Below are 24,829 nucleotides of genomic sequence, written 5' to 3'. Positions count from 1 at the left end.
TATGAAGCGGGGATATTTTATAATTATAGCACTAGTGACATGTGTATGCTGTGGGCACGCACAGTCTGTTTTTGACTATGTTCTGAATGGTGATGGGAAAATGATTGCTATTCCCAAGTTTCAAAAATTCAATTTCAATATTCCTGAATTTTCCTATAAAACATATACTCCTTCTCTAAGGACGGAGTTGGAGAAGAAACTCAGGGAATTCACTCCGGACTTCCCTGAAATTCAAGATCAACGTCCGATGGATATGCAGGTTCTGTCAGCCGCCTATCGCCCATTCTTTAATCCGTTTACTCCAATGCTACGCCGCATATCTCCAATGGCACTCGATTTTCAGGAGGCTAGTTTTACCCCGATCAGCGAAACAACCGGTCTGCTAACAGTCGGAGAACAATTTACCTGGCCAGGAGTAGGAGGACTTACAAGGGTTAGTTCATCATTAGTATGGCACCAGGACCGGTGGACACTTACAGGAGGTGCATTTGCCGGACGCTACTTCACACCGTTCAACTATAGTCCTGACTTCATGGGAGGTGTTAACGCCACTGTCAGCATCGAGGTGGTCGACTGGATGACTGTCAAAGGTTGGGGGCAATATGCTTTCTATCAGAAAGGAGAACGTACGAATCCTCACATGTTGCTGAATCCCTATTATAATCATACAAGCGTAGGAGGTGCTTTTGAATTTAAAGTAAAGGATAATTTCAGCTTCGGTGTCGGAGTAAATTATGAATATAATCCCTGGAACAAACGTATGGATCCGCAGTTCCTGTTCTATCCGGCGTTTAAAGGCAAAAATATCAGGATAGGCATTAATTAACGTACCGATTATTCATAAATCATCTTCTTAGTCATCCCGCCGTCTATTACAATATTCTGGCCGTTGATGAAATCATTTTCCGGGGCAGCCAGGAAAAGGCAGGCGCTTGCTATATCTGAAGGACGCCCCACACGTCCTGACGGATGTTGGTTATGGTCTGACCGTTTCAGCAAACGGTAATCTTCATTCTGTATCCATCCCGGACTGATACTGTTTACAGTAATATTATAATCACTGAAAGACAATGCTAGTGCATGTGTCAACGAAACAATCCCCCCTTTGGAAGCTGCATAACATTCCGAACCGGGTTCGCTTTGAAGATAACGGGTAGAAGCAATATTGATGATCCGACCGTAACGCTGTTTCCCTTCCTCATTATTCCGATGAATGGCCAATGCCCGTGAAGTTATAAACACCGGCCGCAGGTTTGTTGACAACACTTTATCGAACTGTTCAATACTCGTCTCGACCAATGGATAAAATTCACTGATTCCCACATTATTAACAATCACATCTATATCTCCCCACATGTTGAAAAGTCTGTTGATAACTTTTTGAAGAGCTTCCGGATCACTTGCATCAGCCTGGAAGAACTGGACGAAAGTAGGTAATAGATCGCAAAGACGCGAAGCCGCTTTTTCATCTGTATCACAAAAGGCGACCCTTGCTCCCACATTACAAAATGCAGTTACAATAGCTGCACCGATCCCCTTAGCACCACCGGTGACAAATACTCTCTTACCGTCCATACTCTGTTCTGTGTTTGATTGTCTGCTGCAAAGATACGAAAAGAGTCTTGTAAAACCGTTGTAACACTAATAAATAAAAAAATCCACCCCTATTTATCCGAAATTTAATTAATTTCGCAGAGCTAAACAAAAAAGCATAAACACCATGAAAAAAGGTCTATTCACAACAGTTCTACTGTTTATGATCACTCTCTGTTTCTCGTCCTGTCAGAAAACAGAAACATTTAAAGTTCTCCAGTTTAATATCTGGCAGGAAGGAACCGTAGTAGAAAACGGATTTGATGCCGTTGCAGATGAAATTGTTCGTAGCGATGCCGATTTCGTTACATTGAGCGAAGTTCGGAATTACCACAACACACGTTTCTGCGACCGTATCGTTGAAGCTCTCCAAAAACGCGGACAAACATATTATTCCTTCTACACGGAAGATTCCGGATTACTAAGCCGCTATCCCATCAGCGACAGCAGCACTGTTTATCCTTTGAACGACGACCGGGGAAGCATCTATCGCCTGGTAACGAAAAAAGGGGACCAGGAGTTTGCCGTATACACTGCCCATTTGGATTACCGCAATTGTGCTTACTACGATGCCCGTGGATATGACGGTAACAATTGGAATAAAATAGAACCGGTTACAAATCTGGACTCGATTCTGGTACTGAACCGTGCATCCGTTCGTGACGATGCTATCGCCCGTTTCATCAAAGAAGCAGAAAAAGACAAGGCGGCAGGTCGCATCGTTATCCTGGGAGGTGACTTCAACGAGCCTTCTCATCTGGACTGGACGGAAACCACTAAAGATATGCGTGACCATTATGGCCTGGTTGTTCCCTGGGACGTATCCGTTATGCTTGAAAAAGCCGGATATAAAGACTCCTATCGCGAAAAATATCCGGATCCCGTCACTCATCCCGGATTTACCTGCCCGGCAGATTGCCCGGACATTGCCTTAAAAAAACTGGTCTGGTCACCGGAAGCCGATGATCGCGACCGTATTGACTTTATCATGTATTCACCATTCAATGGACTGAGCCTGACTGATGTAACAATTATCGGTCCTAAAGGAGATATACTTCGTGGTGAACGTGTCACAAAAGAAACAGCTGATCCGGTTATTGAACCGCTTGGAGTATGGCCTACCGACCATAAAGCAATTTTGGCAACTTTCCAACTTATTAGACATCTATAGAAATGAATAAAACAAATAAATACAGTTGGTTAACCTTTATACCGGTAGGCATTGCCTGTTTTTATTTTTACTTGCATACCTGCCCTTATCATTTGCTTCACAAAGAACAGACGACACTTTTTGTCTATGCCTCAGAAGTTTTATATTCTTATTTGAATAAACCCGCCGTATTATCTTGTTTGACCGGTGATTACCTGACTCAATTCTTTCGTACTCCGGTAACGGCTTCCATTTTGATGGGGGGGATTATGCTTGTATTGGGACTGATCTGTTATGCCGCATTTCGGAAATGGACAAACGTTTGGAAGTATATGACACAGTTTCTGACTTAGTTATTGCCGATTACGGCACTTTTCCCATCTGGCACAGGGAAACAGACTTAAAACTAATGGATTTACAAAACGGCCAAATCGATTCATTGCCTACAATAAATTCCGACCGATCAGATACGTATCATAGCTGGTCGTCGAACAGCCGTTGGTTCGTCTTTGCCAGTAAACGGGGTGACGGGCAATATGGCAAACCCTACTTTGCTTATATCTCTCCCGACGGAACAGCAGGAAAACCTTTCGTCTTACCCCAAAAAGATCCGGAACATTACGATTATACATTCAAGTCATACAATATTCCGGAGCTATCCTCCACACCTGTACCCTTCGACGCCTTCGATATATGCCGGATATATCAGGAACACGAGTAATAAAACAGATTCCATCTGTTCATATTTTCATTTTTATCACTATCTTCGCTTTTGCTCACACTGTTTTAATATTACATACCATGATAACAGAAGTTTTCAGAGAAAAGTCGCCTCTATCCATTAAGGACAGTTTCATACTATTCGAACGCACAAAATCTTCTTTCACTTTCCCTATACATGTCCACAATGTTTGGGAACTCAACTTTGTAGAAAATGCAAGCGGAGCCTTGCGTATTGTCGGCGACTCGGAAGAAACTATCGGCGAAAAAGACCTTGTACTGATCACCAATACAGAACTAAAACATGCCTGGATGAACGGAAACTGCCGTTCGAACGACATCCATGAGATCACTCTCCAGTTTCATCCCTCCCTGTTTTCTAACCCTGCATTCCAGAAAAACCAGTTCGATTCAATCATGAAAATGATGGCAAAAGCAGAGCATGGATTGGCATTCGGACAAGCCGAGATCAACCGCATACAGCCTATTATGCGAATGATATCTACGGAAAAAGGATTCTATTCGGTCATAAAATTCTTTATTCTCCTACATGAGCTCTCTTTGTCGGAAGATGTACGCGTTTTATCTAAAAACATATCTCCGCAATATACGGAGGCAGACTACCAAATGAAAAAAATACTCGACTATATCAGTAAGAATTTGGCCGACCCTATAACGATAGACGAACTGGCTCAATATATGGGTATGAGTCTTTCCACACTTTCCCGGTTCCTCAAAAAGAACACAAATCGTAATTTCACAGACTTCCTGCAGGAATACCGCATCAACTCTGTTGTGCGCGAACTAAATAATAATGAAAAGGAATGCATCATGGACATCGCTTCCCGGTGTGGTTTTGTCAGCCAATCCTATTTTTACAAAGTATTTAAGAAATTCAAAGGTGTTACCCCACAGGAATACCGTGAGAACTACCAACGAATGCGAGTTATCATATAAACAAATCAGCGGCTATAATTATCGGTCGCTGATTTGTTGTTATAGTAATTTGAAAACCTCCTTTATTCCATTGACCGAATAGAGCAATCACTTTTGACCTTACAGCACACTCCTAAACCATATAAACAGCAGAGAAACAACATTTTAATACAATAAGTCCCTTAAAAATTCGATATACACATATTTACATTTATAATGTTTATATTTACCAATAAAGCACCTATTTGATGGCAATTTTGTTAATCTATGTAAATATAAAATATTTATAAGAGTTATGCTTTAATAAAATTGACAGAAAAGCGCACTACTTTGACAGAATAAGACACTTCTCGGATTCTGTCATTCCATACATTTGCAATGGAAATTAACATTAATGCCATTCATTATGAAAACACATCGAAATTTAACCTTAGGATTGTTCGCTTGTCTTTTCCTGCTAGGATCTTGTACTGACAACGAAATTGTAGACCAGAAAACTGGTGGCTCCATTGCGACAAAAGCCGTTGCAAATACTGACGTAATACTCCATTGGAATACAGAAGAACAAAACATTGACGGTTTCGGTGTAGCACAAGCCGGATGGGCGGATTATCTGTATGCACACCGAAAACGTGATACTGTATTAGACCTGATGTTCGGAAAAGAGGGATTGCACCTGAATATATTAAGAGGTGAAATCTATTCCCATTATTGGAAAAACGAAGGAGATACTTCTTTCCATTTGGATGAAGATATCGATATGCCGCTCGACGATCCATTCTTCGATATCGACTACAGCGCCGACGGGAATGAAGCAGCAGAAGAAATAGCCCAACGCAAAGGCCAGTTATGGATCAACCAACGTGTCAAAGCATTATATGACGTCGATAAATTCGTTTATTCCGTCTGGAGTCCGCCTGCCTATATGAAAAGTAACGGCAGTGATTCGGAAGGGAATTTAAAATCTGCTTACTATCAAAAATTTGCCGATTATCTGTCAGCATTTTGTGATGCTTACAGTTCAGTAGGTTTGAAACCTTATGCCATATCACCAGCCAATGAACCGGAATATGCAGCTCCCTGGAGTTCTTGTCTCTGGTTACCAGGAACAACTACCTTGGGACGATTCATTGTTAACAACATGGGGCCGACATTTGCCGCTAATCATCCGGATGTGAAAATTATCTTCGGTGAAAATGCACAATGGACAGGTATTTTAGGTTTTATCATGGGTAGTAAAAATTATGTACGCGATATTTTAAATGTCAATACCCGCATTACCAATTACCCGATCATCGCAGCCGGACACGGTTATGTGGATCCGGTAACGAAAAAAGATCCAGGTATCGAACCGTTTACGAAGGCTGAATCAAAAAATATACCGGTATGGTTAACTGAAATCAGCGACCCGCATAATTCATACAGCACTTCCATAGAAGATGGACTTAACTGGGCAGTTAAATTCCACCGTTACCTTTGTGAAGCCAATGTAAGTTCGATTATCTGGTGGGCAGGAGCCCTACCCGACAGTGGTACTAATGAAGGGTTAATTTATATCTCTAAAAATCGTACGGACTACGAAACCGGTAAACGTTATGAGACTTTCGGAAACTTTACACGCTATATTCCTGTAGGTAGTACCCGCATTTCAGCCGAATACAACTCCGACCAAGGCTATATGGTATCCGGTTATAAAAAAGGTAATAACTTTACGATTGTAGCCATCAATACCAACGACACAGAAACGACTATCGACCTGGCATTAGACAACAACCAAACAGCTAGCCCACTTGCCGGTTACCTGACTGATGCCACCCACAAATGGGAAGCCCTGGAAACTATCCAACCGATAGGTAATACGTATATGATAACTCTTCCGGCAAAGAGCGTTGTAACCTTTACAGGAAACGTTGAATAACTTTAAATTTATAAGATCATGAAAAAGTTTTTTACACAAACAATTTTACTGGTTATCGCTTTATTAGCGGGAACAAGTGCAAAGGCTGTCAGTTATAAGATTGACGGACCGGATAAACTGGAAACGAACGCTGTATATAGTATTGTTACCACCGACGGCAGTGCTTTGCCATCCGGATTAACAGCTACATGGAATTATCCTTCGGATTTCTATCGGATCAGCTATACAAGCACAACGATTCAATTAGGTAGGAAAACTGCTGAAGGTTATTATACTTTATCTGCCCAATTAAGTGACGGTACCTATGTAAGTAAAAGCATTGAGGCAGTTAAGCCGACCCCAGTAGACCCTGTTAATCCTCCTGTTACCCAAAATGAATTAACTTTAAAAGTTGTAGGAATCAGTGATAAGGCATCCGGTTTCTTCTCTGATATAAACCAATACACATCCGCGGGAGGAAAAACTTTCACAAGTACTACAGGAGATCTGTTTTTCTCATGTGTAATTGCAAAAACATCATCTGCCACAACCTCAACCATCGAAACTAAGAATCTGAAAGTAGCATTCGGATATCGTGAGTATCCTCATACAACTTCTGTATACCAAAATGGAACACTTAAAGAAAATATTACTTTATATAAAACCGAAAGTACAGAAATTGTAATTCAGGCACCTTATCCTTGGACTACTGAAGCGTCTTTGGGTACTACTACTAGTTTTTACTTTGTTTATACTCAAAATTCAGGTCAGCAATTATTCAATGGCACGTATCGCGTCAAAAACGGAAGTAGCAAATCCAGGGCCATAGAAAAAAAGTCATCTATCGCAGTTTCATATTATGATGCATCAAATATAACAGTTAAATCAACCGATGATTCAGCCATTAAATCAATCAGATTTATCGGAACAATGGGAGATCTGGTTAAATCACAATCGTACGGTAACAACTGCACTGAAACCAACTTCGATCTTTCCAATTATAAAAATGGTATCTATTACATTCAAGTCGAAAAAACAAATGGTGTAGAGACAGCCAAGATCATCAAAAAATAACAATTTCTCCTATACAATGTATTTATAGTCCGAATACTAGATAATAAATACATTGTATAATCACTTAATGATAAATAAACACTCATTTATGAAAACTTCTAAATTAACATTTTTACTCTCTATTCTATTTTGGATAGGGATTAACATTCATGCTGAAAATCCAAACAAAACGAATTTATCAATAGTAGAACAGAGTTGTTCCGATTATTATATTCACGGACTGGATTATGTTTATAACCAAGTTGGAAAACGATTCACCATTATAGGAGATAAACCAGCAAATGTAAGGGTTGAATGGAAAGTAGGAGATCTGGAACAAGTAACTCAAAGTTTACAATATGTTGTTGTTGTCAGAGGTAAAGCCAAAGGTTTACAAACAGTCAGCGCCCACGTGTATGGAGATAACCTTGATATTATCTTGACTAAACAAGTAATGGCCATAGATGCTGATGATCCAAATCCAAATGACACAGGTTATATTCAACCATGGTGGTGGTAATTAGATAGCAATCATAGATTTATTAAATTCATTTAAATAATTTATCATGAACAGAAAACTAGCTTTTTCTCTATTACTAGGAGCCTTTGCTGTTTCCAGTTGGGCGCAACAGGCAGTTACCGTAAAAGGTACGGTAAAAGACGCGGAGAACAATCCAGTCATCGGAGCAACAGTTGTTGTAAAAGGAACCACAATAGGTACAACAACTGACATTGATGGGAATTATACCATCAATGTCACCCCAGGACAGGTCCTGGAATTTTCTTACGTAGGTATGCAACAATCTTCTATCACTGTTGGAGATAAAAATGTAATCAATATCACAATGGCTGATGGCGAATTATTGGATGAGGTTGTCGTAATCGGTTACGGTACAGTAAAGAAAAGAGATTTAACCGGTGCCGTTGCCTCTGTTTCATCTAAAGATCTACAAGCCAATATTGCCAAAAGTGCAGCTGGTGCATTGCAAGGTCGTATTGCCGGTGTAAGTGTTTCCAACGTTGGAGGTCAACCCGGTTCTGGTATGAGCATCAACATCCGTGGATTAAGCTCTTTAGGTTCAAATACACCGTTGTATGTAATTGATGGCGTTTATGGTGATATCAATATGGTAGATCCGGCAGATATTGCATCACTTGAAGTACTGAAAGATGCTTCGGCTGCAGCTATCTACGGTTCACGTGCCGCCAATGGTGTTGTATTGATTACGACAAAAGGAGGTAAAAAAGAAACTCCTACGACTATTGATGTAAACGTATATTCCGGTTTCCAGAACATAGCAAAGAAATTGGATGTATTAGATGCTCAACAATGGATTTCTGTTATGAAACAAACAGGTTTCCTACCTGATGAAGTGAAAAACTTCCAAGGTGCCGGAACAAACTGGCAGGATAAAGTATATCGCACAGCTCCTGTCACAAAAGCCAATTTAAATATCAGCGGAGGTACAAAAACGGCGACCTATAATGTGTCTGCCGGTTATATCAACCAGCAGGGTATCTTATTGAATTCAGGATACAGTGCTTTTAATGTTCGAGCCAAAAACACATTCTCTTTCTTTAACGATCATTTCCGTGTTGGAAATACATTGTTAGTGAAAACAGCCGACAAACAGATCAACGAATTATCCATAACAGACCCGTTGCGTCAGAACCCGTTAATGAAGGTGAAGGATCCCGACCAGCTGGGCGGTTATGCAGGCATTGAACCTTGGATGAAAAACATGGATAACCCTGTCGGTGCTTCCGAATTGTACGACAGACAGAGGCACAACATGGAACTGTTGTTGAATGCCTATGCTGAAGTAGACTTGGGGCTGAAAGGATTAAAATACAAACTAAACTTTGGTTACAACAAAAACAACGGCCGTAGTTACAACTACAATCCTGAATACAATTTCGGGTCCGGAGCCATTCAATCAAGCCTGAGTGAAGGTGCTTCTTTCGGTGACCAATGGTTGGTTGAAAACACATTGCACTACGACAATACATTTGGAAAACATACCGTATCCGGCTTGTTCGGTTATTCTGCACAGGAAAATAAAGACCGTTCGTTTGGCGCTTCCCGTAAAGATATTCCGGCAGGAACAAATGCAATCGGAGCTGGTGCCACTAAAGAACAAAGCACTTCTGGTTCTTTGCAAGAACACTCATTGGTTTCTCTGTTTGCCCGCGCTATGTATAGTTACGATTCGCGCTATATGATTTCTGCCTCTATCCGCCGTGATGGTTCTTCCCGCTTTGCCGATGGTCACAGATATGGCGTATTCCCATCAGTATCTGCCGGTTGGAATATCATGAACGAACACTTCTTTGAAAATGCAAAAAAGACCGTCGATGAGTTGAAACTACGCCTCAGTTATGGTGTATTGGGTAACCAGGAAATCGGAAACTATACAACACAAAGTACAGCCACCAGCGGTATCAACTACGTACAAGGCGGCCAATGGTGGATGGGTAGTAGCACTGGTATCAATTGGGTATCCCCAAAAGACTTGACTTGGGAAGAGACTCGGACTACCAACATTGGTTTGGATGCCAGTTTCTTCAACGGAAAACTTTCTTTCAATGCTGATTACTTCATTCAGGAAACCAAAGACGTATTGTTAAGTATCGCTATGCCCTCATCGGTAGGTATGGGTGGTAGCCCGACAATGAATGCCGGTACGATTCAAAACAAAGGTTTTGAATTTGTAGTCAATCACCGTAACACTGTAGGAGAAGTTTATTACAATGTCGGAGTAAACATTTCTACAGTTAGCAATAAGATTAAAGAAATCACCGTAGGTAGTGACAAACAAGAGTATGCAGGTTACAATCCACAAGGTGAAGGTACTGTAACTTGGGCCAAAGTAGGTGATCCGATCGGTGCTTTCTACGTTGTAAAAACAGACGGTATCTTCCAAAACGAACAAGAAATACAAGCACATACCACTGCCGATGGTAAATTGATTCAACCAGACGCACAACCGGGAGACATCCGTTTCATCGACTACAACGGTGATGGTCAGATTAGCGACGATGACCGTCAATATGCAGGAAGTCCGTTCCCCGATGTAACCTTCGGTATCCGTGGCAACGTTCAATACAAAGGATTTGATTTAGGATTGTTCTTTGATGGTATGATTGGTAACAAAATATACAACTATACACGTTGCCGTATGGAATCCATGAACGAATTCACCAACTTCGGTACAAGCACATTAAATGCATGGACTGAACAGAACAGAAATACCGATATGCCTCGCTTCACACAAGAAGACAAAAACGAAAACCGCCGTCGTTGTAGCGACCGCTGGTTAGAAAACGGTTCTTTCTTCCGTTTGAAGACATTGGAATTCGGTTACACATTGCCACAAAATCTGTTGACACCGTTAAGAATGAACAATTTGCGTATATATACAGCAATGGACAATCTATTTACTGCCACTAAATACACCGGCTATACACCTGACTTAGGACAGAACGACGGTCAGAACGGTGGTGGTGACGGTACCATGACAAGAGGTTGTGACCACGGTCGTTTCCCGTTGGCAAGAACAATTACTTTTGGCGTTCAACTTAATTTCTAATTTAATAAAATGCTCATAATATGAAAACGAATATATTAAAAAAGCTGGTACTCGTTCCGGCTGCTGTCCTTGCCATGACAGGATGTAACGAGTCTGATTTTTTAAGTTTTACAAACCCGAATGAATATGTAGAAGATACCTATTGGTCTTCTGAAGCCAATGCACAAGCTGCTATGGCAACCATCTATTCTCCTATCCGCAGCCAAATGTATGGTTATTTCGGAGGCTACACCGGATGGCATACCATGAACCGTGCAGATGATACTTGGTTCATCTTGGGAGAAGAAGCGCACAATTGGCAACCTGCCACTTTCACCAACACTCCGAATACCGCAGAAAGTGATTTCGGCAGAATTTATAACACAATCAATCGTGCCAATGTCCTTTTAAACAATATTCATAAAGTGAATATGGATCAGACTAAAATGAACGAACTGATTGGAGAGGCCAGTTTCTTAAGAGGTTACGCTTACTTCCTGTTGGTTACCAACTTTGGTGATGTTCCTCTGCGTCTGGTTTCTGCTGCTGAAAGTTTGGAAGAAACCATGAAGCCGAGTTCTCCGGAAGCTGATATATGGAAACAAGTTGAAGCTGACTTCAAAACAGCCAAAGAATATTTGCCGATCACCCGTCCTTCCGATGAGGCTGGTCGTGTAACCAAAGGAACTGCTATCGCTTACCTGGGTAAGACATACAACTATCTAAAAAGATACGAAGAAGGAGAAGCTGAATTGAAAACAATCATGCAAAGCCCTTATACATATGACTTGACTGAAAATTTCGAAGACAACTTCACCGAATATACAGAGTTAAACAAAGAATCAATATTTGAACTCGTATATGAAGGAAAATACGGTTCAGGTACTTGGGGGGCTGAAGGGCCCAACGATACACAAGGCTGGGTAATTCCTAATTTCGCAGGTCCACAGGGAACAGGTGGTTGGTTCAAATGGATGCCGACAGCTTCAATCGTTGATGATTTCATCGTCGAAGAACGTCCGGCAGGTTCCGATACCCGCTTCGACAAACGTATGTACACCAGTTTCTTCTGGAAACATTCTGATTATGAAACGACCGTAGAAGATGGTGCATGGTTCGGAGATATGTCTTTTGATGAGATATGGGAGGCTTGTGCTACCAAACGTTTAAGAGGCGAACCCGATTACCCGACCATCAGTGGTAAACCCGGTCGTTTTTTGATCAAGAAATTCACCAATTTCTACAAAAACGAAGCTGAAGCAAACAGCATGTACAACCAGGCAAACCAGAATAACAACCTGCGTGTGATGCGTTTTGCCGAAGTATTATTGCTACATGCCGAAGCCTGTATCAAAACCAATAAACTGGCAGAAGCAGCTGCTGACCTGACACGTATTCGCGACCGTGCCGGACTTGCGAAAAAGACTTGGAACGGAGCCGATGAATTGTGGGAAGAAATGGTTCATCAAAACGAACTTGAATTCTTCTTTGAAGGTCACCGTTTCTTTGACTTGAAACGCTGGTATTCTTACGAAGAGATGAAGCAGATTTTCGTCAAAAACAAAAAACAAGGTGCAGAGAACTTCCAGCCGAAACATTTCTATTTGCCTATTCCGCAAAATGAATTGAATACAAATGAAGCTATCGAACAGCATCCGATGTGGAGATAAACCGAAATAATTGAATAGAATAGCTATGGGGGAAGTGACACCCTGACAAACACAGTGCGTGTCCTTCCCCTTTCTGTCTGTAAATAGAAAATAATCGCATGAAGAAATATATCCATAACACAAGAACGGTCCTGCTTGCTCTTTTACTGGGAGTATGTACCGGATGTAACGAAGAGATTGATTCTCTGGAAACAGAAACAGGTGAAGAAATAACGACTATCCGTTCATTAATGGAAGAAGGCAGCCTGTTAATAAAAACCGAACAAAATGAGGATAAACACCTTTTCTATTTTGAAACAGACACGTTAGTTATCCCCTACCATAAAATTATTCAACTAACACCCGACATTGACAACTGGAAAACAACACTGCTTTTCGCAGACAACACGATATTGGAGATTCCGACCTTAGGAACCTCTTTCCATCTTAGCGATAAAAACATCAAACTCGATCCTACCGGCTATGCCCCTTTAAGTGCAGAGCTCAATTTGCTTTTACCGACAAGCGGTTACCTGACCGTCTGTGTCAAGGGAAAACACGATGGTGCCGACTTGTCACATACATTCAAGAAATACGGCTCTGCATACCGGGTAAACGTACACGGTCTATATGAGAATCATACCAATACGGTCTATATCACCCAAACAAACAAGCAGGGAAAGGTACGACTGACCGACTCAGTCAAGATAACAGTCCCCGACTTGCAACTTAACACCCAATATCCCCAAATATCAATGATTATCGCTCAACGAGAAAAAATGGAGCCCGGAGTGACATTAATCAATTTCTTGGGAGACAACGAATACGATACACATCGCCCGTTCATTATAGATAACTATGGCGATATCCGGTGGCTGTTACGCCTGAAAGATCATCCGGAAATGAGAATAACAGCCCATACCGGCTTAAAACGAAACAAGAAAGGAAATTTCTACTGCGGAGATGTAAAGACAGGAAGAATCCTGGAGTTTGACATGGTCGGCAATATACTAAATACATGGAACATACAAGAAAAAGGATATTCATTCCATCATGATGTCATTGAAATACCTAACGGCCATCTGATTGCTACAGCTAGTAAAGATGGCAGCATTGGACAAGACGGGAAAGTAACGACTTACGACTATGTGGTGGAAGTAGACAATGAAACCGGTGCCATTGTCAATGAATGGGATCTAAAAAAGTCGCTGGATGAAACTCGTAAGACTTTTGTTCCGGCAGGTGACACGATCGCGGTTTTTGGTAACTGGGCTCATGGTAATGCTGTCATTTATTCAGAAGACGATGATTGCATCATCGTGTCCTGTCGCTATCAGGGAGTCGCCAAATTGACCCGAAACAATCAGCTTAAATGGATTATGACACCTCATAAAGAATGGAAAAATTCGCTCACCCTTCTGAAGCCTTTAGATGCAAAGGGCGAGAAGATAGCAGATATAGAAATCCTTAACGGAGAAAAGAATCATGATGATTTCGAATGGTGCTGGGGACAACATTGTCCCGTATTCATGCCTAACGGAAATATATTGCTCCTTGACAATGGTTTCTACCGTAACTACCAGACCTACGATAAAGACAGGGAAAAAGCGTATACACGTTCCGTTGAATACAAGATTAATGAAGAGCAAAAAACAATACAACAAGTATGGGAATATGGGAAAGAAAGAGGAAAATCCTGTTTCGCCATGGGAGTATCTTCAACAGATTATCTTCCGAAAACGAACCATGTGTTATTTTGTCCGGGAGTTGGTACTCCTACAGTCAATGGACGTGGAGGCAGAATCATTGAAGTAGATTACAAGACCAAAGAGGTTATCTCTGAATTTCATTTTTCAGTACCCAACTATTTGGCTTTCCACCGTGCCAACCGCATCTCCCTCTATCCCGAAGGTCTTTAAAACGGTGTGCCGAACTGCCATTCTCAATACGCCGTATTGAGGACGTCAATATGACGTATTGAGAGCGTCAATACGGCGTATCGAGAAATTAACATATTTATTAATTAAAAAACAAAAAGCTATGCCATTCTACAAGAAAGCGTACAACTCAAAACAAAAAGTGCATTACCCTCGCGCCATCGTGCAAGGGAAGCCAGTAGAAACGGAAACGATTGCCAAAGACTTGGCGAAAATCTCCACAGTCAGCAACTCGGACGTTCAGGCCGTACTTGGCGATATCGCCGGTGTGATGCACACTCGTATGGCACAAGGCAAGAGCGTTCATATCAAAGGATTGGGCTATTTCCGCTACACCCTTAACACGGTAGGCGTAAAAGATATCAAGGATTTCAACTTCGCCAAACAGGTAAAAGCCGTCCGCGTTGAATTTATTCCCGAACGTACGAAAATGGCAGGCGGTAATTACAGTCGTGCCCTGGTGGACAGCGACGAACTGGAATGGATCGAACTTTCGCCCGAAACGGAAGATACGACTCCCGGCGATGGTGGCGAAGGCGACCGTCCGGAGATCGAATAGAACAGAACACATTGCCGCATACCGGTAAATTACATAGATAAATAAAGAACAATACGATAATGGAAATCAATTTCTCAGATACGATCGAAAAGTTGCAGATACAACATGAAATGCTTCTATCTGCAGAGAATGTCCCTCTGGATGCTCCCCGCAGCATCGCTACACGTTATAAAAACCCTGTCGTTACAGCATCACATGTGCCGCTCGAATGGCGTTACGACCTGAATCCGGAAACCAACCCGTATTGCCTGGAACGCATCGGGGTAAATGCCTGTATGAATTCAGGTGCCATCAAATGGAACGGTAAATACCTGCTGATGGTACGCGTAGAGGGATTCGACCGCAAATCGTTCTTCGCCATTGCCGAGAGTCCGAACGGGGTAGATAACTTTCGGTTTTGGGAACGTCCGGTCAATCTGCCGGATATCGACCCGGAAGAAACCAACGTGTATGATATGCGCCTGACGGCACATGAAGACGGGTGGATATACGGTATCTTTTGCAGTGAACGGCATGACCAAACAGCTGCCCTGGGTGATCTGTCTTCGGCTGTGGCCAAAGCCGGGATTGTCCGTACCAAAAATTTGATCGACTGGGAAAGGTTACCCGATCTGAAATCGAAAAGCCAGCAACGCAATGTTGTGCTGCATCCGGAATTCGTGGATGGGAAATATGCATTATATACCCGTCCGCAGGATGGTTTTATCGATGCCGGTAGCGGTGGCGGCATAGGCTGGAGCCTGATCGATGATATAACAAACGCGTCTATTCTCTCTGAACAAATTATAGACAAACGCCACTATCATACAATCAAAGAGGTCAAGAATGGGGAGGGACCACATCCTATCAAGACTCCGGCGGGCTGGTTACATCTGGCCCACGGAGTCAGGGGATGTGCTGCCGGATTGCGCTATGTACTTTATCTGTACATGACATCGCTGGAAGATCCGACCAAAGTCATCGCACAGCCTGGAGGCTACTTCCTCGCTCCGTGGGGGGGAGAACGGATCGGGGATGTGTCGAATGTGCTATTTTCCAACGGATGGATTGCCGATGAAGATGGAAAGATATTTATATATTATGCATCCAGCGACACCCGGATGCATGTAGCAGTTTCTACTGTAGAAATACTGGTTGATTATTGTATGAATACCCCGGAAGACGGTCTGCGTTCTGCCACTTCCGTGGCAAAGATCAACGAGCTGATTGACAAGAATAAACAATACAAGATGATGTGTCAAAAGTTGAAATTAAGGAACGTAGATCTCTAATCATTATCCGGCAAAACTTTATTGGGAATAGCAACAGTGAGACTATCCACACAAGCTGTTCCCAATATGCCTACTCCTCCTTCGATATTATTGAATACACGAACCGGTTCGGCAAGACCAATATCCGCAAGGTCGTTATTCAATGATTCGTCTTGTAAGGAAGCCAAAGCTAACATATATTTATAATAAGATTCAGATATAGCGTATAGATAAACCCTCATTGAATCCGGCATAATAGGCTCAGAACTTTCAGATGAATAAGAATAACCATTATCCAACTTCATTGTATACTCCTTCCCGTTAAACAATTCATCCGAAAAAGGCCGTCCTTGCCCGCCAGACAACCAGTCATTTCCCATTACTTTATCCAGAATAGTAATTTTATTTGCAAATATCGGTTCAGAAGCAAAATCAACATACTGCGAATACCATTTATAAGACCCCTTGTAAACCTCCGTTTTCTCCCAGTCGTCCCCCACATAATCATACTCCGGATAGCCTCTGGTAAAACGAATAAGATAGCAGTTTCCAGCAGAGGGATCATCCCGGAATGTAACTTTCAAACGTTCCTGAAAATAGCTATAATAAGGATTCTGATTATAATAATTTTCCACTGCAAAATTAAGTAATGTAGGAGGACCCGGTATTACATCTTCTGCCACAACCGGTTTATACCCATCCATTTCCGCTTCAATACGTATTTTATCTCCGACAACCGGAACATAAGTAGCCACATAGCCTCCAAATGTATTATAATTATACGCATTTAGATTAAATGATAACTGTTCTACAAAACGGTCATTTACGTATAACTTGACATCCGCGTTTTCCATAAGAAGGTTAACTCCGCCCTCCGTGTAAAACCAAGTACGTGACAAGGAAGCAATTATCGGTTTGTCCTGTATAATGACACAGTTCAATACAAGCTTAGGCTCCGGACGTAAATGCTCCAGATCAATCTCTTTCATACAGGAAGTAACTAATAAAAGAAGAGCTAAAAGAAATATATGTTTCATATGCATACTCATAATCATTAAAATTTATAGGTATAAGAAATAGAAGGAATTATAGGCATTATTCCAATAGTTTTAAAGACCGGTACATTCTTACCGTAAGAACTGCCTGGATCAGGAACCGTCTTATCACTTTTATAAATCATAAAAGGATTCATGCGGGAATAGACATTATATATGCTAACTGTCCAGATACCCATCCGCCCTTTCTTTTTAGGACGATATATCTTGATTCCTAAATCGAGTCGATGATAGGCTGGCAACTGATAATTATTTCGTCCTTCGTAATAATCGATTGACTCGCTTGCACCCACATAATGGTTATCATTATTCGTTGGAGAACCTGTTCCATTTTCATAATAGTTTTCCAAAGATAACGTCACATGGTTTCCGGAAGCATACGACCAGGCTGCAGAAAGTTCGACTTTAGGAGATATCTTATGCATCACCACTATATTCAATTTATGCCGGTTATCAAAACGAGCCGGATAACGTGCTCCCTGATTCAGTTCGTCAAACTGTCGGTCGGACCAGGACAGACCATAACCCACCCAACCCGTCGTACGACCGGTTTCTTTACGTACCATAAATTCCGCTCCATAAGAACGTCCCTCACCAGCCGTCAGTTTGTCTTCCCAATTGACAAAGGAAGGAGTAAAGGTATGTCCGTCACGATATTCCAACAGATTATCCAATGTTTTATAATATCCTTCAACAGAGAAATTATATTCTTTATTAAGATTGTAGTAGAAACCAGCAGAGACCTGGTCACTTATCAGCGGTTTCAATTTTCGTGTAACCGGCATCCAGGCATCGGTCGGTAAACTGATAAAACTATTACTAATCAGATGTACATATTGATTCATTCGGGAATAAGAAGCTTTAAAACTCAGATTATCATCCAGCAACCAACGAAGAGATACCCGCGGTTCCAGTCCGGTATAAGTCTTTCCCTGCACATTGAAAAGACTGAAACGCAATCCGGCATTCAATCTTACGGCAGACGATAATGTCCAGTCATCTTCGGCATAGACTCCGGCTTCATGCCCCCACAACAAATCGTTTGCAAATTCCTGTCCTATCTCGACCGATGTTTCTTCATTCTTTTCATAAGCTACCGAACGATTGTATTCCGGATGAAAACGGTGTACCAGATAATCACCTCCAAAACGGATATGATGAGCAGATGCCGGCAGATAATCGAATGAAGTGCGCAACCCAAAATCCGTAATACCCGTATTTGTTTCATTCTCCCTGAACGAATCAGAATAATCCTCATCTCCTTCGTTTCCTACCACATCGTGTTCTGTATTCCTCAATCTGGAATGATAACGGGTAAAAACACCTGACACTTTACCAAACAAACGGTTATTAAACACATAAGTCCAACCGGCAGTAGCCATGATATTCCCCCAACGGAGGGATACATCGGAATCATAATTATAATTATTGTCACTATCTTGATCCGGGAAATCTGTACTTCCTCCTTTCAACACATCATTACCATTGTAAAGACTCAGATACATGCGGCTACGGTCGTTAAATATATGATTCACCTTCAGGTTCAGATCATGAAAAGCGTAACGGGCCCGCAGACGTGTTCCATCCTTCTTCGTTATCTTATTGGCGATAGCTACAGCCGGAGCTGAAAGTACATCCAGCCAGGTACGTCGCAAACCTATATTAAAAGAAGTACGGTCTTTTATGATAGGCCCTTCGAAATTTAGATTACCGGAAATCAAGCCAATTGAAGCACTACCGTGATATTCCTTCATATTACCCTCTTTTGTATGCACATCCACTACAGACGAAAGTCGTCCGCCATAACGCGAGGGGAAACCGGATTTGAAGAAATCCATACCGCTGATCGCTTCCGGATTAAATGCCGAGAAGATACCGCCGATATGATTGATCTGATACACCGGGTTACCATCGATCAGGAATAAGTTTTCATCCACATTACCGCCACGGACATACATTCCTGCCGTTCCTTCCGTACCGGCCGACACGCCTGGCGTCAACTGCAAAGTCTTGATAATATCAGCCTCCCCAAACATTACGGGAGTAGAGCGGATCGTTTGCTGATTAATTTCCAATGCTCCCATCTGGGTACTTAGCACAGATTGCTTGTCATTACTTTGTCCGGTTATGACAACTTCCTGCAACGAAGCCGAAGGCTCCAGTTCGATAGCAAGCACTGTATCGCGCTCAAGTCCGTTAAGAATATGCTGATGACTGGTATAACCAATATAAGAAGAACGAATTGTAATATCCCCTGGTGGCAATGTCAAACTGAAAAAACCAAAATTATTGGAAGCTGTTCCCACACGACTATGGGCTTCATAAACCGAGGCCCCGATCAGAGATTCGGCGGATCTTTTATCACGCACAAAACCACTGACCGTTACCTGCTTGGGTTTACGCTTCAGAACCACTACGTTTCCTGTCATCTTGTACACTACCGGAAGATTCGCGAACAAACGCGTCAGGCAATCCGTCAGTGCTTCATCATCCGCACGGAACGTTGTTTTCTGAAGTCCACTCAACAAAGATGATTCGTAAGAAAAGGTTACTCCGGTTTGCTTCTGGATTTCGTCCAGGATTTCCCGAACAGAGGCCTTTTGCATGTTCAACGTAACCATCCGTGTTTCATCCACTCTATTTGTCTGTGCCTGAAGGCCGGACAAACTAAAAATCATCATCATTACTACCAAGGTAACACGGGCAAATTGTTTTGCAGGGTATACTTTCTTCATCTTGTTATTTGTTGATATCTGTTTTTAAGACAGATTTTCCGGAAATACCCCTATCAGGTAAGACAAAAAAAATTAAACCTAGGAATATTCCCCTTTTTTGCTTATCTTTGTAGAAGAGTTAGAGATATAAATCATTATTGCATAGTTCTCCTTATCATTTTAAGCAGGTCTCTCCTTTAATTATACTCCTCACTCCACTTAGTATTTATCTTATAAAAAAAGTTATATGGCAAGATCAATGACAGTTGACAAACGTGAAAATGAAAAGAAAAGACTCGCTAAACGAGCAGAAAAGCAAAAGAAAAAAGAAGAAAAGAAGTTATCCGGCAAGGCAAGCAGTTTCGAGGATATGATTGCTTATGTCGATGAGAATGGAGTAATTACTTCAACCCCGCCCGCGGAAAATATCAAAAAAGAAGAAATCAACCAGGAAGAAATACTGATCTCGGTACCTAAAAAGGAAAAAGAGGAACCGGTCGTTTTAAAAGGTAAAGTCGATTTCTTCAATACATCCAAAGGATTCGGTTTTATCAAAGAACTGGTAAGAGGTGAAAGATACTTTTTCCACGTAAACAATTTACTTTCAAAGGTTGAAGAAGGTGATATTGTTACATTCGACCTGGAACGTGGTTTGAAGGGAATGAATGCGATCAATATATCTTTGGAGAACGAACCGGAGAATAAAAATCCGGAAGACGATATCACTTAATATTAAATAGACAAAAGTATGAAAAGGGAAATCAACATGCGGTCAGACAGGAATCAGGCCAATCAATTAATTGAAAATTCACTGAAAGAGTATAAAAAAAGCATTGGCGAGGTAATACTCGTTTCAGTAGGTCCGCGAACAACTATTGAATTGCCGGCCAGTCTGACACAGGCAGAGAGAGAAGCCCGTATCGAGATCTATAAAAAATTACATAGTTCGAAGATCTAAAAATCTCAATCAGATGGATACAGCCTAGTACCACACGTGCGTCCGATCACCGAAAGGCATTGTAAGGCGACGTGTGGAAATCTGATAACCTGTCACTACTCCGAAACCGTCGGTTACGTTTGAATAAACGGCAGTCGGTTCCAGCAAACCATCCAGAAAAGCATCTCCTAAAGAGATAGAGAAACCGCGAATCTTTTTCAAGTAGTTATAATAAGCTTCCGAAATAGACATCAGATGGATATCATAATGTACAATAGCTTCTATCGAATCATTCTTAAAAGAACTTTCCGGGAAAAAGGAACTGGTCAACGTGTACTCTTTTCCATCAAACATCTCATCGGATAAAACCCCCCGGCAATAAGTCCCGTCATACTCCTCCAGAGCGGGAGATGGAATGCCTTGCTGAAATGCAGGATCATCATAAACCAGCCTGAAGTCATAAGATACAATTACGACCTCTACACTGTCACCGGAAATTACAGAGTCTCCCCAATTATCGTTAAATGAACTTACCCACATCACCTTATCCCCTTTACGATATTCGACCAGACGTTCCACCACCAAACGATAATAATTCCGGACAGAAGGATCATCTTTCAACGTCAGATATATCCGCGTACGCGCCGAACTATAATCAGAGGTAATCACACTGGCTGTATCGAGTGATAATATATCTGTTTTTGAAGGAATAATGGTTTCCCCCTTTACCGGATCAAATCCCGGAGCCTGGGCTTCAAGCCGTACTTTGTCACCAGCCTGCACGTGACAACCCGGTAGTCTGAACTGCCCTTTATATGCCGTGCTATCGGCCGGATCGTCGGATCGCTGCATGGTTCCCCGGAAAGTCTCATTCACGTAAACATCAACCTTCACCCCTTCTTCCGGTAAATCATATTCCGGGACACTATCCAGCAAAAACCAGCTTTTTGACAAAAAAGCCGCCACTTCCCGTTCCGGTGTTACGGATGCATTCAGAACCAACACCGGAGGTGCAGGGTCAAGTTTTAATATCACATCGCGTGTACACGAGAGACATATGAATAATAGCAGCAGAGACAACGGGAACAATAATATCTTTTTCATAACGATCAGAATTTATAAGTATAAGACACAGAAGGCAGGAACAGAAACAGGATGGATTGTTCCAGATATATATTTTTCTTTCCTGTCTCACCGTCTATATAATAATGAGTTCTCACAGAAAACGGATTCGGATGAAGATACGCATTGCAAAGGCTCAGGTTCCAGACTCCCAGACGTCCTTTCTTTTTATAACGATAAAAGTTCACCCCCAGGTCAAGACGATGATAAGGTGATAGTTGATAGTTATTACGCGAACTGGCAGCATAAGCGACACCTTCGCCCTCCTTTAGTATAACGTCTTCTCCCTGCATATAGCCATGGTCGGTCTGCCCGGTTCCTCCATGATAGATCTGATCCATGATAGTAATATGATTACCAGAGGCAAACATCCAGGCGGCAGTCAACTCTACTTTACGGGAAATTTTATAAGTTGCCACCAGATCAACCTTATGGCGATTATCATATTTGGATGGGAAACGGCGCCCTTTGTTCACACTACCGTCCGGAAACCGGCGGTCAGACCAGGACAACGTATAACCGATCCAACCGGAAAGGCGTCCGGACTTTTTCTGGGCCATCAACTCCATGCCATACGCACGACCATATCCCATACCAACCCGCTCTTCCCAGTTAGAATAATCCGTACCGACCGGAATGCGATCTTTATATTCTATCAGATTATTCATCCGCTTGAAATATCCTTCCACAGAAAAATTATACTGCCTGTGTAATGTATAATAAAGACCAGCTGTAAACTGATGGGCATTCATCGGCCTGATATTACGGGTAACGGGCACCCAAATATCCGTAGGCTGGCTGATATAAGAATTGGAAAGCAAATGGATATACTGGTTCATTTTCGTATACGACAGTTTTGCCGATAAATTACGCGCCAGCAAATAACGGGCGGATAAACGAGGTTGCAAAGAGAAATAAGTCTCCCCCTGCACATGAAAGGTCGTTGCACGCAAACCGACATTAGCGGTCAGGCGTTCTATCACATGCATCTCTTCTTCCGCAAACAGAGACACTTCGTGACCGCGGATCAGCGAGTTTGCATAGACCGTATTGGTCTTCTGCGATTTGACAGAATCTTTGTATAAACTCTTCATCGTATTCTGCTCCGGACGGAAATTATGGAAAAGATAGTCTCCCCCGAACTTCAGACGATGTTTCTCATGCAGACGATAATCGAAAGACGCACGCAGACTGACATCTTCCATCGCCGAACGGTAATGGTTTTCCTGGCTGAATAACTGCCGGTCCTTCCGATTGGGCGATAAAGTATATCCTTCCTTATCCTGCTGGATATGCGAACGATAACGCGTATAGCCTGCCGTAAACGTAGCAAACAATTTATTACTGAACACATGGCTGATCCCGGCCGAACCGATCAGGTTCCCCCAGCGCCAACGGAAATCTTTACCTACACGATCTTCTTCGTCTTTCTCCTCTCCGTTCAGATAACTGTCGCTTCCCATATAAAAACTCATATAACCACGTGTCCGGTCACTAAAGGAGTGGTTTACTTTCGCATTCATATCGAAGAAATGATAACCACCCCTGATCTTCTTCTCTTCCCCGCTGTTGAGAGCTTTCAGCAAAGGCCAGGTAATCAACTCCATCCAGGTACGCCTGACAGACACATTGAAAGAGGATTTCCCTTTTACGATAGGCCCTTCCAGGTTGCCCCGCAAAGCCAGCAGACCAATCGAAAGATTACCATGATATTCATACCGGTCGCCATCATTGGTCCTTACGTCTACTACGGACGAAAGCCTTCCTCCGTATTCGGCAGGAAAGCTTCCTTTATAAAATGTTGCATTTTTGACGGCATCCGGGTTAAAGGCGGAAAAGAAACCGAGCAGATGGTTGGTGTGATAAACCGGATTGCCATCCAGCAAAAAGAGGTTCCCATCCGCATCACCTCCCCGGACATGAAGTCCGGTCATCCCTTCGGTCCCCACTGCAACACCGGGCAGTCGTTGCAGGGTTTTCACCACATCCGTCTCCCCCAGCAGGGCGGGCATCGACTTGATGCGCTGGGCAGGCACCTCCACAACCCCGGTTCGTGTGCTTAATACCTCCGATCGGGGATTCAGTCCCTCCACGACCACTTCGCCCAATGCCCTCGACGAAAGCAAAGGTATATCTATCAATGTATCGCAAGACAATTCAAATGTAACCTCTTTCGCTTCGTATCCGACATAAGAGGCCCGCAAGGTTACTTTTCCGGGTGGAAGCGTGATACTGTAAAAACCATAATTATTGGTAGTCGTACCGGTTCTGGATTTACGTTCAAAGACATTGGCATTGATCAGACTCTCATACGACACCGAATCGCGGACAAAGCCACTGATCGTATACAGCCGCGGCTTCCGTTTCAGTATCACGATCTGCCCTGTCTGCCGGTAAGTAAGAGGCAAGGTGGAAAATAATCTTCTCAGGCAATAGGAAAGCGATTCGTCCTGTGCCTTGAATGAGATTTTCGGAAACTCATCCAGCAAAGACGATTCATAGGAGAAAAAGATTCCGGTTTGCTTTTCCAGTTCCTGTAAGATTTCCAACAAAGGGACCTGTCGTTTGTCCATCGTAACCGTAGGCGTCGGTTCCACCGGAAGATCGACAACAAAGGCTTCTTCCCTGGCTTTTACCTGGGAAAAAAGCATAAGAAGCCCTGTCAGCAATATCCATATACGTTCCATA

At 42.4% G+C, this 24,829-nt stretch carries 19 protein-coding genes and 1 pseudogene; 15 read left to right on the top strand and 5 right to left on the bottom strand.

Translation table 11 applies throughout. The features are described from left to right. Position 1: 1 nt before the first annotated feature. A complete protein-coding gene (locus DWW91_RS13740) occupies positions 2 to 826 on the top strand; it encodes a hypothetical protein (RefSeq protein WP_122328047.1) in 825 nt (274 codons plus the stop codon). Positions 827 to 834: 8 nt separating this feature from the next. Here the strand turns inward: DWW91_RS13740 and DWW91_RS13735 are convergent, their stop codons facing one another. Continuing rightward, positions 835 to 1,575 carry an SDR family NAD(P)-dependent oxidoreductase gene (locus DWW91_RS13735; RefSeq protein WP_122328046.1) on the bottom strand — a complete coding sequence of 247 codons (741 nt, stop codon included), beginning with the start codon at positions 1,573 to 1,575 and terminating at the stop codon, positions 835 to 837. A gap of 145 nt (positions 1,576 to 1,720) precedes the next feature. Here DWW91_RS13735 and DWW91_RS13730 point away from each other — a divergent pair, with 145 nt between their 5' ends. The 12 genes and pseudogenes from DWW91_RS13730 to DWW91_RS13675 all read left to right on the top strand — a co-directional run bounded on the left by DWW91_RS13730 (position 1,721) and on the right by DWW91_RS13675 (position 16,334). Further along, positions 1,721 to 2,764: an endonuclease/exonuclease/phosphatase family protein gene (locus tag DWW91_RS13730; protein ID WP_122328045.1), complete on the top strand. Its 1,044-nt coding sequence runs from the start codon at positions 1,721 to 1,723 to the stop codon at positions 2,762 to 2,764. 2 nt (positions 2,765 to 2,766) lie between these two features. After that, on the top strand, positions 2,767 to 3,096 hold the full coding sequence (locus DWW91_RS27660) for a DUF6057 family protein (protein ID WP_122328044.1): 330 nt from the start codon (positions 2,767 to 2,769) through the stop codon (positions 3,094 to 3,096). A 2-nt stretch (positions 3,097 to 3,098) separates the two neighbouring features. Continuing rightward, positions 3,099 to 3,464: pseudogene (locus tag DWW91_RS13720) on the top strand (hypothetical protein); the annotation flags it as partial. 80 nt (positions 3,465 to 3,544) lie between these two features. Next, positions 3,545 to 4,420: an AraC family transcriptional regulator gene (locus tag DWW91_RS13715; protein ID WP_007655540.1), complete on the top strand. Its 876-nt coding sequence runs from the start codon at positions 3,545 to 3,547 to the stop codon at positions 4,418 to 4,420. A 385-nt stretch (positions 4,421 to 4,805) separates the two neighbouring features. After that, positions 4,806 to 6,317, top strand: coding sequence for a glycoside hydrolase (locus tag DWW91_RS13710; RefSeq protein WP_122328042.1), 1,512 nt, complete (start codon positions 4,806 to 4,808; stop codon positions 6,315 to 6,317). Positions 6,318 to 6,335: 18 nt separating this feature from the next. After that, positions 6,336 to 7,370 (top strand): T9SS type A sorting domain-containing protein, encoded by a 1,035-nt coding sequence (locus DWW91_RS13705; protein WP_122328041.1) that lies wholly within the window; start codon positions 6,336 to 6,338, stop codon positions 7,368 to 7,370. 88 nt (positions 7,371 to 7,458) lie between these two features. Continuing rightward, the gene (locus DWW91_RS13700) at positions 7,459 to 7,869 is read left to right on the top strand and encodes a hypothetical protein (RefSeq protein WP_010801570.1); all 411 of its coding nucleotides are present in this window, start codon (positions 7,459 to 7,461) and stop codon (positions 7,867 to 7,869) included. A gap of 46 nt (positions 7,870 to 7,915) precedes the next feature. Next, positions 7,916 to 10,939: a TonB-dependent receptor gene (locus DWW91_RS13695; RefSeq protein ID WP_122328040.1), complete on the top strand. Its 3,024-nt coding sequence runs from the start codon at positions 7,916 to 7,918 to the stop codon at positions 10,937 to 10,939. A gap of 20 nt (positions 10,940 to 10,959) precedes the next feature. Next, on the top strand, positions 10,960 to 12,588 hold the full coding sequence (locus DWW91_RS13690) for a RagB/SusD family nutrient uptake outer membrane protein (RefSeq protein ID WP_010801568.1): 1,629 nt from the start codon (positions 10,960 to 10,962) through the stop codon (positions 12,586 to 12,588). A 98-nt stretch (positions 12,589 to 12,686) separates the two neighbouring features. Then, complete coding sequence (locus DWW91_RS13685) at positions 12,687 to 14,486, top strand: aryl-sulfate sulfotransferase (RefSeq protein ID WP_010801567.1); 1,800 nt, start codon at positions 12,687 to 12,689, stop codon at positions 14,484 to 14,486. Between the two features lie 121 nt (positions 14,487 to 14,607). Further along, positions 14,608 to 15,063: an HU family DNA-binding protein gene (locus DWW91_RS13680; protein ID WP_007655549.1), complete on the top strand. Its 456-nt coding sequence runs from the start codon at positions 14,608 to 14,610 to the stop codon at positions 15,061 to 15,063. Positions 15,064 to 15,122: 59 nt separating this feature from the next. Next, a complete protein-coding gene (locus tag DWW91_RS13675) occupies positions 15,123 to 16,334 on the top strand; it encodes a glycosidase (RefSeq protein ID WP_122328039.1) in 1,212 nt (403 codons plus the stop codon). Here the strand turns inward: DWW91_RS13675 and DWW91_RS13670 are convergent. Together DWW91_RS13670 and DWW91_RS13665 are read right to left on the bottom strand one after the other, a co-directional pair. After that, positions 16,331 to 17,350: a DUF4249 domain-containing protein gene (locus tag DWW91_RS13670; protein ID WP_233584487.1), complete on the bottom strand. Its 1,020-nt coding sequence runs from the start codon at positions 17,348 to 17,350 to the stop codon at positions 16,331 to 16,333. The genes DWW91_RS13675 and DWW91_RS13670 overlap by 4 nt on opposite strands. A 17-nt stretch (positions 17,351 to 17,367) precedes the next feature. Continuing rightward, on the bottom strand, positions 17,368 to 20,103 hold the full coding sequence (locus DWW91_RS13665; RefSeq protein WP_046145542.1) for a TonB-dependent receptor: 2,736 nt from the start codon (positions 20,101 to 20,103) through the stop codon (positions 17,368 to 17,370). A gap of 226 nt (positions 20,104 to 20,329) precedes the next feature. Here DWW91_RS13665 and DWW91_RS13660 point away from each other — a divergent pair, with 226 nt between their 5' ends. Both DWW91_RS13660 and DWW91_RS13655 read left to right on the top strand, forming a co-directional pair. Further along, positions 20,330 to 20,812, top strand: coding sequence for a cold-shock protein (locus tag DWW91_RS13660; RefSeq protein WP_007655554.1), 483 nt, complete (start codon positions 20,330 to 20,332; stop codon positions 20,810 to 20,812). 18 nt (positions 20,813 to 20,830) lie between these two features. Continuing rightward, positions 20,831 to 21,040 carry a hypothetical protein gene (locus DWW91_RS13655; RefSeq protein WP_007655555.1) on the top strand — a complete coding sequence of 70 codons (210 nt, stop codon included), beginning with the start codon at positions 20,831 to 20,833 and terminating at the stop codon, positions 21,038 to 21,040. A 24-nt stretch (positions 21,041 to 21,064) separates the two neighbouring features. Here the strand turns inward: DWW91_RS13655 and DWW91_RS13650 are convergent, their stop codons facing one another. Further along, on the bottom strand, positions 21,065 to 22,123 hold the full coding sequence (locus tag DWW91_RS13650) for a DUF4249 domain-containing protein (protein WP_046145543.1): 1,059 nt from the start codon (positions 22,121 to 22,123) through the stop codon (positions 21,065 to 21,067). A 5-nt stretch (positions 22,124 to 22,128) separates the two neighbouring features. Continuing rightward, on the bottom strand, positions 22,129 to 24,828 hold the full coding sequence (locus tag DWW91_RS13645; protein WP_122328038.1) for a TonB-dependent receptor: 2,700 nt from the start codon (positions 24,826 to 24,828) through the stop codon (positions 22,129 to 22,131). Between the last annotated feature and the right edge of the window lies 1 nt (position 24,829).

Source organism: Parabacteroides sp. AF17-3 (assembly GCF_003635445.1).
GTDB lineage: Bacteria > Bacteroidota > Bacteroidia > Bacteroidales > Tannerellaceae > Parabacteroides > Parabacteroides goldsteinii.
The sequence above is the reverse complement of the archived record's forward strand: the minus strand, read 5'-3'. Positions and strand labels throughout refer to the sequence as shown.

What these genes read in the sequence shown, in the direction of transcription:
- DWW91_RS13740 (WP_122328047.1), top strand. Translation starts at nt 2, where the DNA reads ATGAAGCGGGGATATTTTATAATTATAGCACTAGTGACATGTGTATGC.
- DWW91_RS13735 (WP_122328046.1), bottom strand. Translation starts at nt 1,575, where the DNA reads ATGGACGGTAAGAGAGTATTTGTCACCGGTGGTGCTAAGGGGATCGGT.
- DWW91_RS13730 (WP_122328045.1), top strand. Translation starts at nt 1,721, where the DNA reads ATGAAAAAAGGTCTATTCACAACAGTTCTACTGTTTATGATCACTCTC.
- DWW91_RS27660 (WP_122328044.1), top strand. Translation starts at nt 2,767, where the DNA reads ATGAATAAAACAAATAAATACAGTTGGTTAACCTTTATACCGGTAGGC.
- DWW91_RS13715 (WP_007655540.1), top strand. Translation starts at nt 3,545, where the DNA reads ATGATAACAGAAGTTTTCAGAGAAAAGTCGCCTCTATCCATTAAGGAC.
- DWW91_RS13710 (WP_122328042.1), top strand. Translation starts at nt 4,806, where the DNA reads ATGAAAACACATCGAAATTTAACCTTAGGATTGTTCGCTTGTCTTTTC.
- DWW91_RS13705 (WP_122328041.1), top strand. Translation starts at nt 6,336, where the DNA reads ATGAAAAAGTTTTTTACACAAACAATTTTACTGGTTATCGCTTTATTA.
- DWW91_RS13700 (WP_010801570.1), top strand. Translation starts at nt 7,459, where the DNA reads ATGAAAACTTCTAAATTAACATTTTTACTCTCTATTCTATTTTGGATA.
- DWW91_RS13695 (WP_122328040.1), top strand. Translation starts at nt 7,916, where the DNA reads ATGAACAGAAAACTAGCTTTTTCTCTATTACTAGGAGCCTTTGCTGTT.
- DWW91_RS13690 (WP_010801568.1), top strand. Translation starts at nt 10,960, where the DNA reads ATGAAAACGAATATATTAAAAAAGCTGGTACTCGTTCCGGCTGCTGTC.
- DWW91_RS13685 (WP_010801567.1), top strand. Translation starts at nt 12,687, where the DNA reads ATGAAGAAATATATCCATAACACAAGAACGGTCCTGCTTGCTCTTTTA.
- DWW91_RS13680 (WP_007655549.1), top strand. Translation starts at nt 14,608, where the DNA reads ATGCCATTCTACAAGAAAGCGTACAACTCAAAACAAAAAGTGCATTAC.
- DWW91_RS13675 (WP_122328039.1), top strand. Translation starts at nt 15,123, where the DNA reads ATGGAAATCAATTTCTCAGATACGATCGAAAAGTTGCAGATACAACAT.
- DWW91_RS13670 (WP_233584487.1), bottom strand. Translation starts at nt 17,350, where the DNA reads ATGAAACATATATTTCTTTTAGCTCTTCTTTTATTAGTTACTTCCTGT.
- DWW91_RS13665 (WP_046145542.1), bottom strand. Translation starts at nt 20,103, where the DNA reads ATGAAGAAAGTATACCCTGCAAAACAATTTGCCCGTGTTACCTTGGTA.
- DWW91_RS13660 (WP_007655554.1), top strand. Translation starts at nt 20,330, where the DNA reads ATGGCAAGATCAATGACAGTTGACAAACGTGAAAATGAAAAGAAAAGA.
- DWW91_RS13655 (WP_007655555.1), top strand. Translation starts at nt 20,831, where the DNA reads ATGAAAAGGGAAATCAACATGCGGTCAGACAGGAATCAGGCCAATCAA.
- DWW91_RS13650 (WP_046145543.1), bottom strand. Translation starts at nt 22,123, where the DNA reads ATGAAAAAGATATTATTGTTCCCGTTGTCTCTGCTGCTATTATTCATA.
- DWW91_RS13645 (WP_122328038.1), bottom strand. Translation starts at nt 24,828, where the DNA reads ATGGAACGTATATGGATATTGCTGACAGGGCTTCTTATGCTTTTTTCC.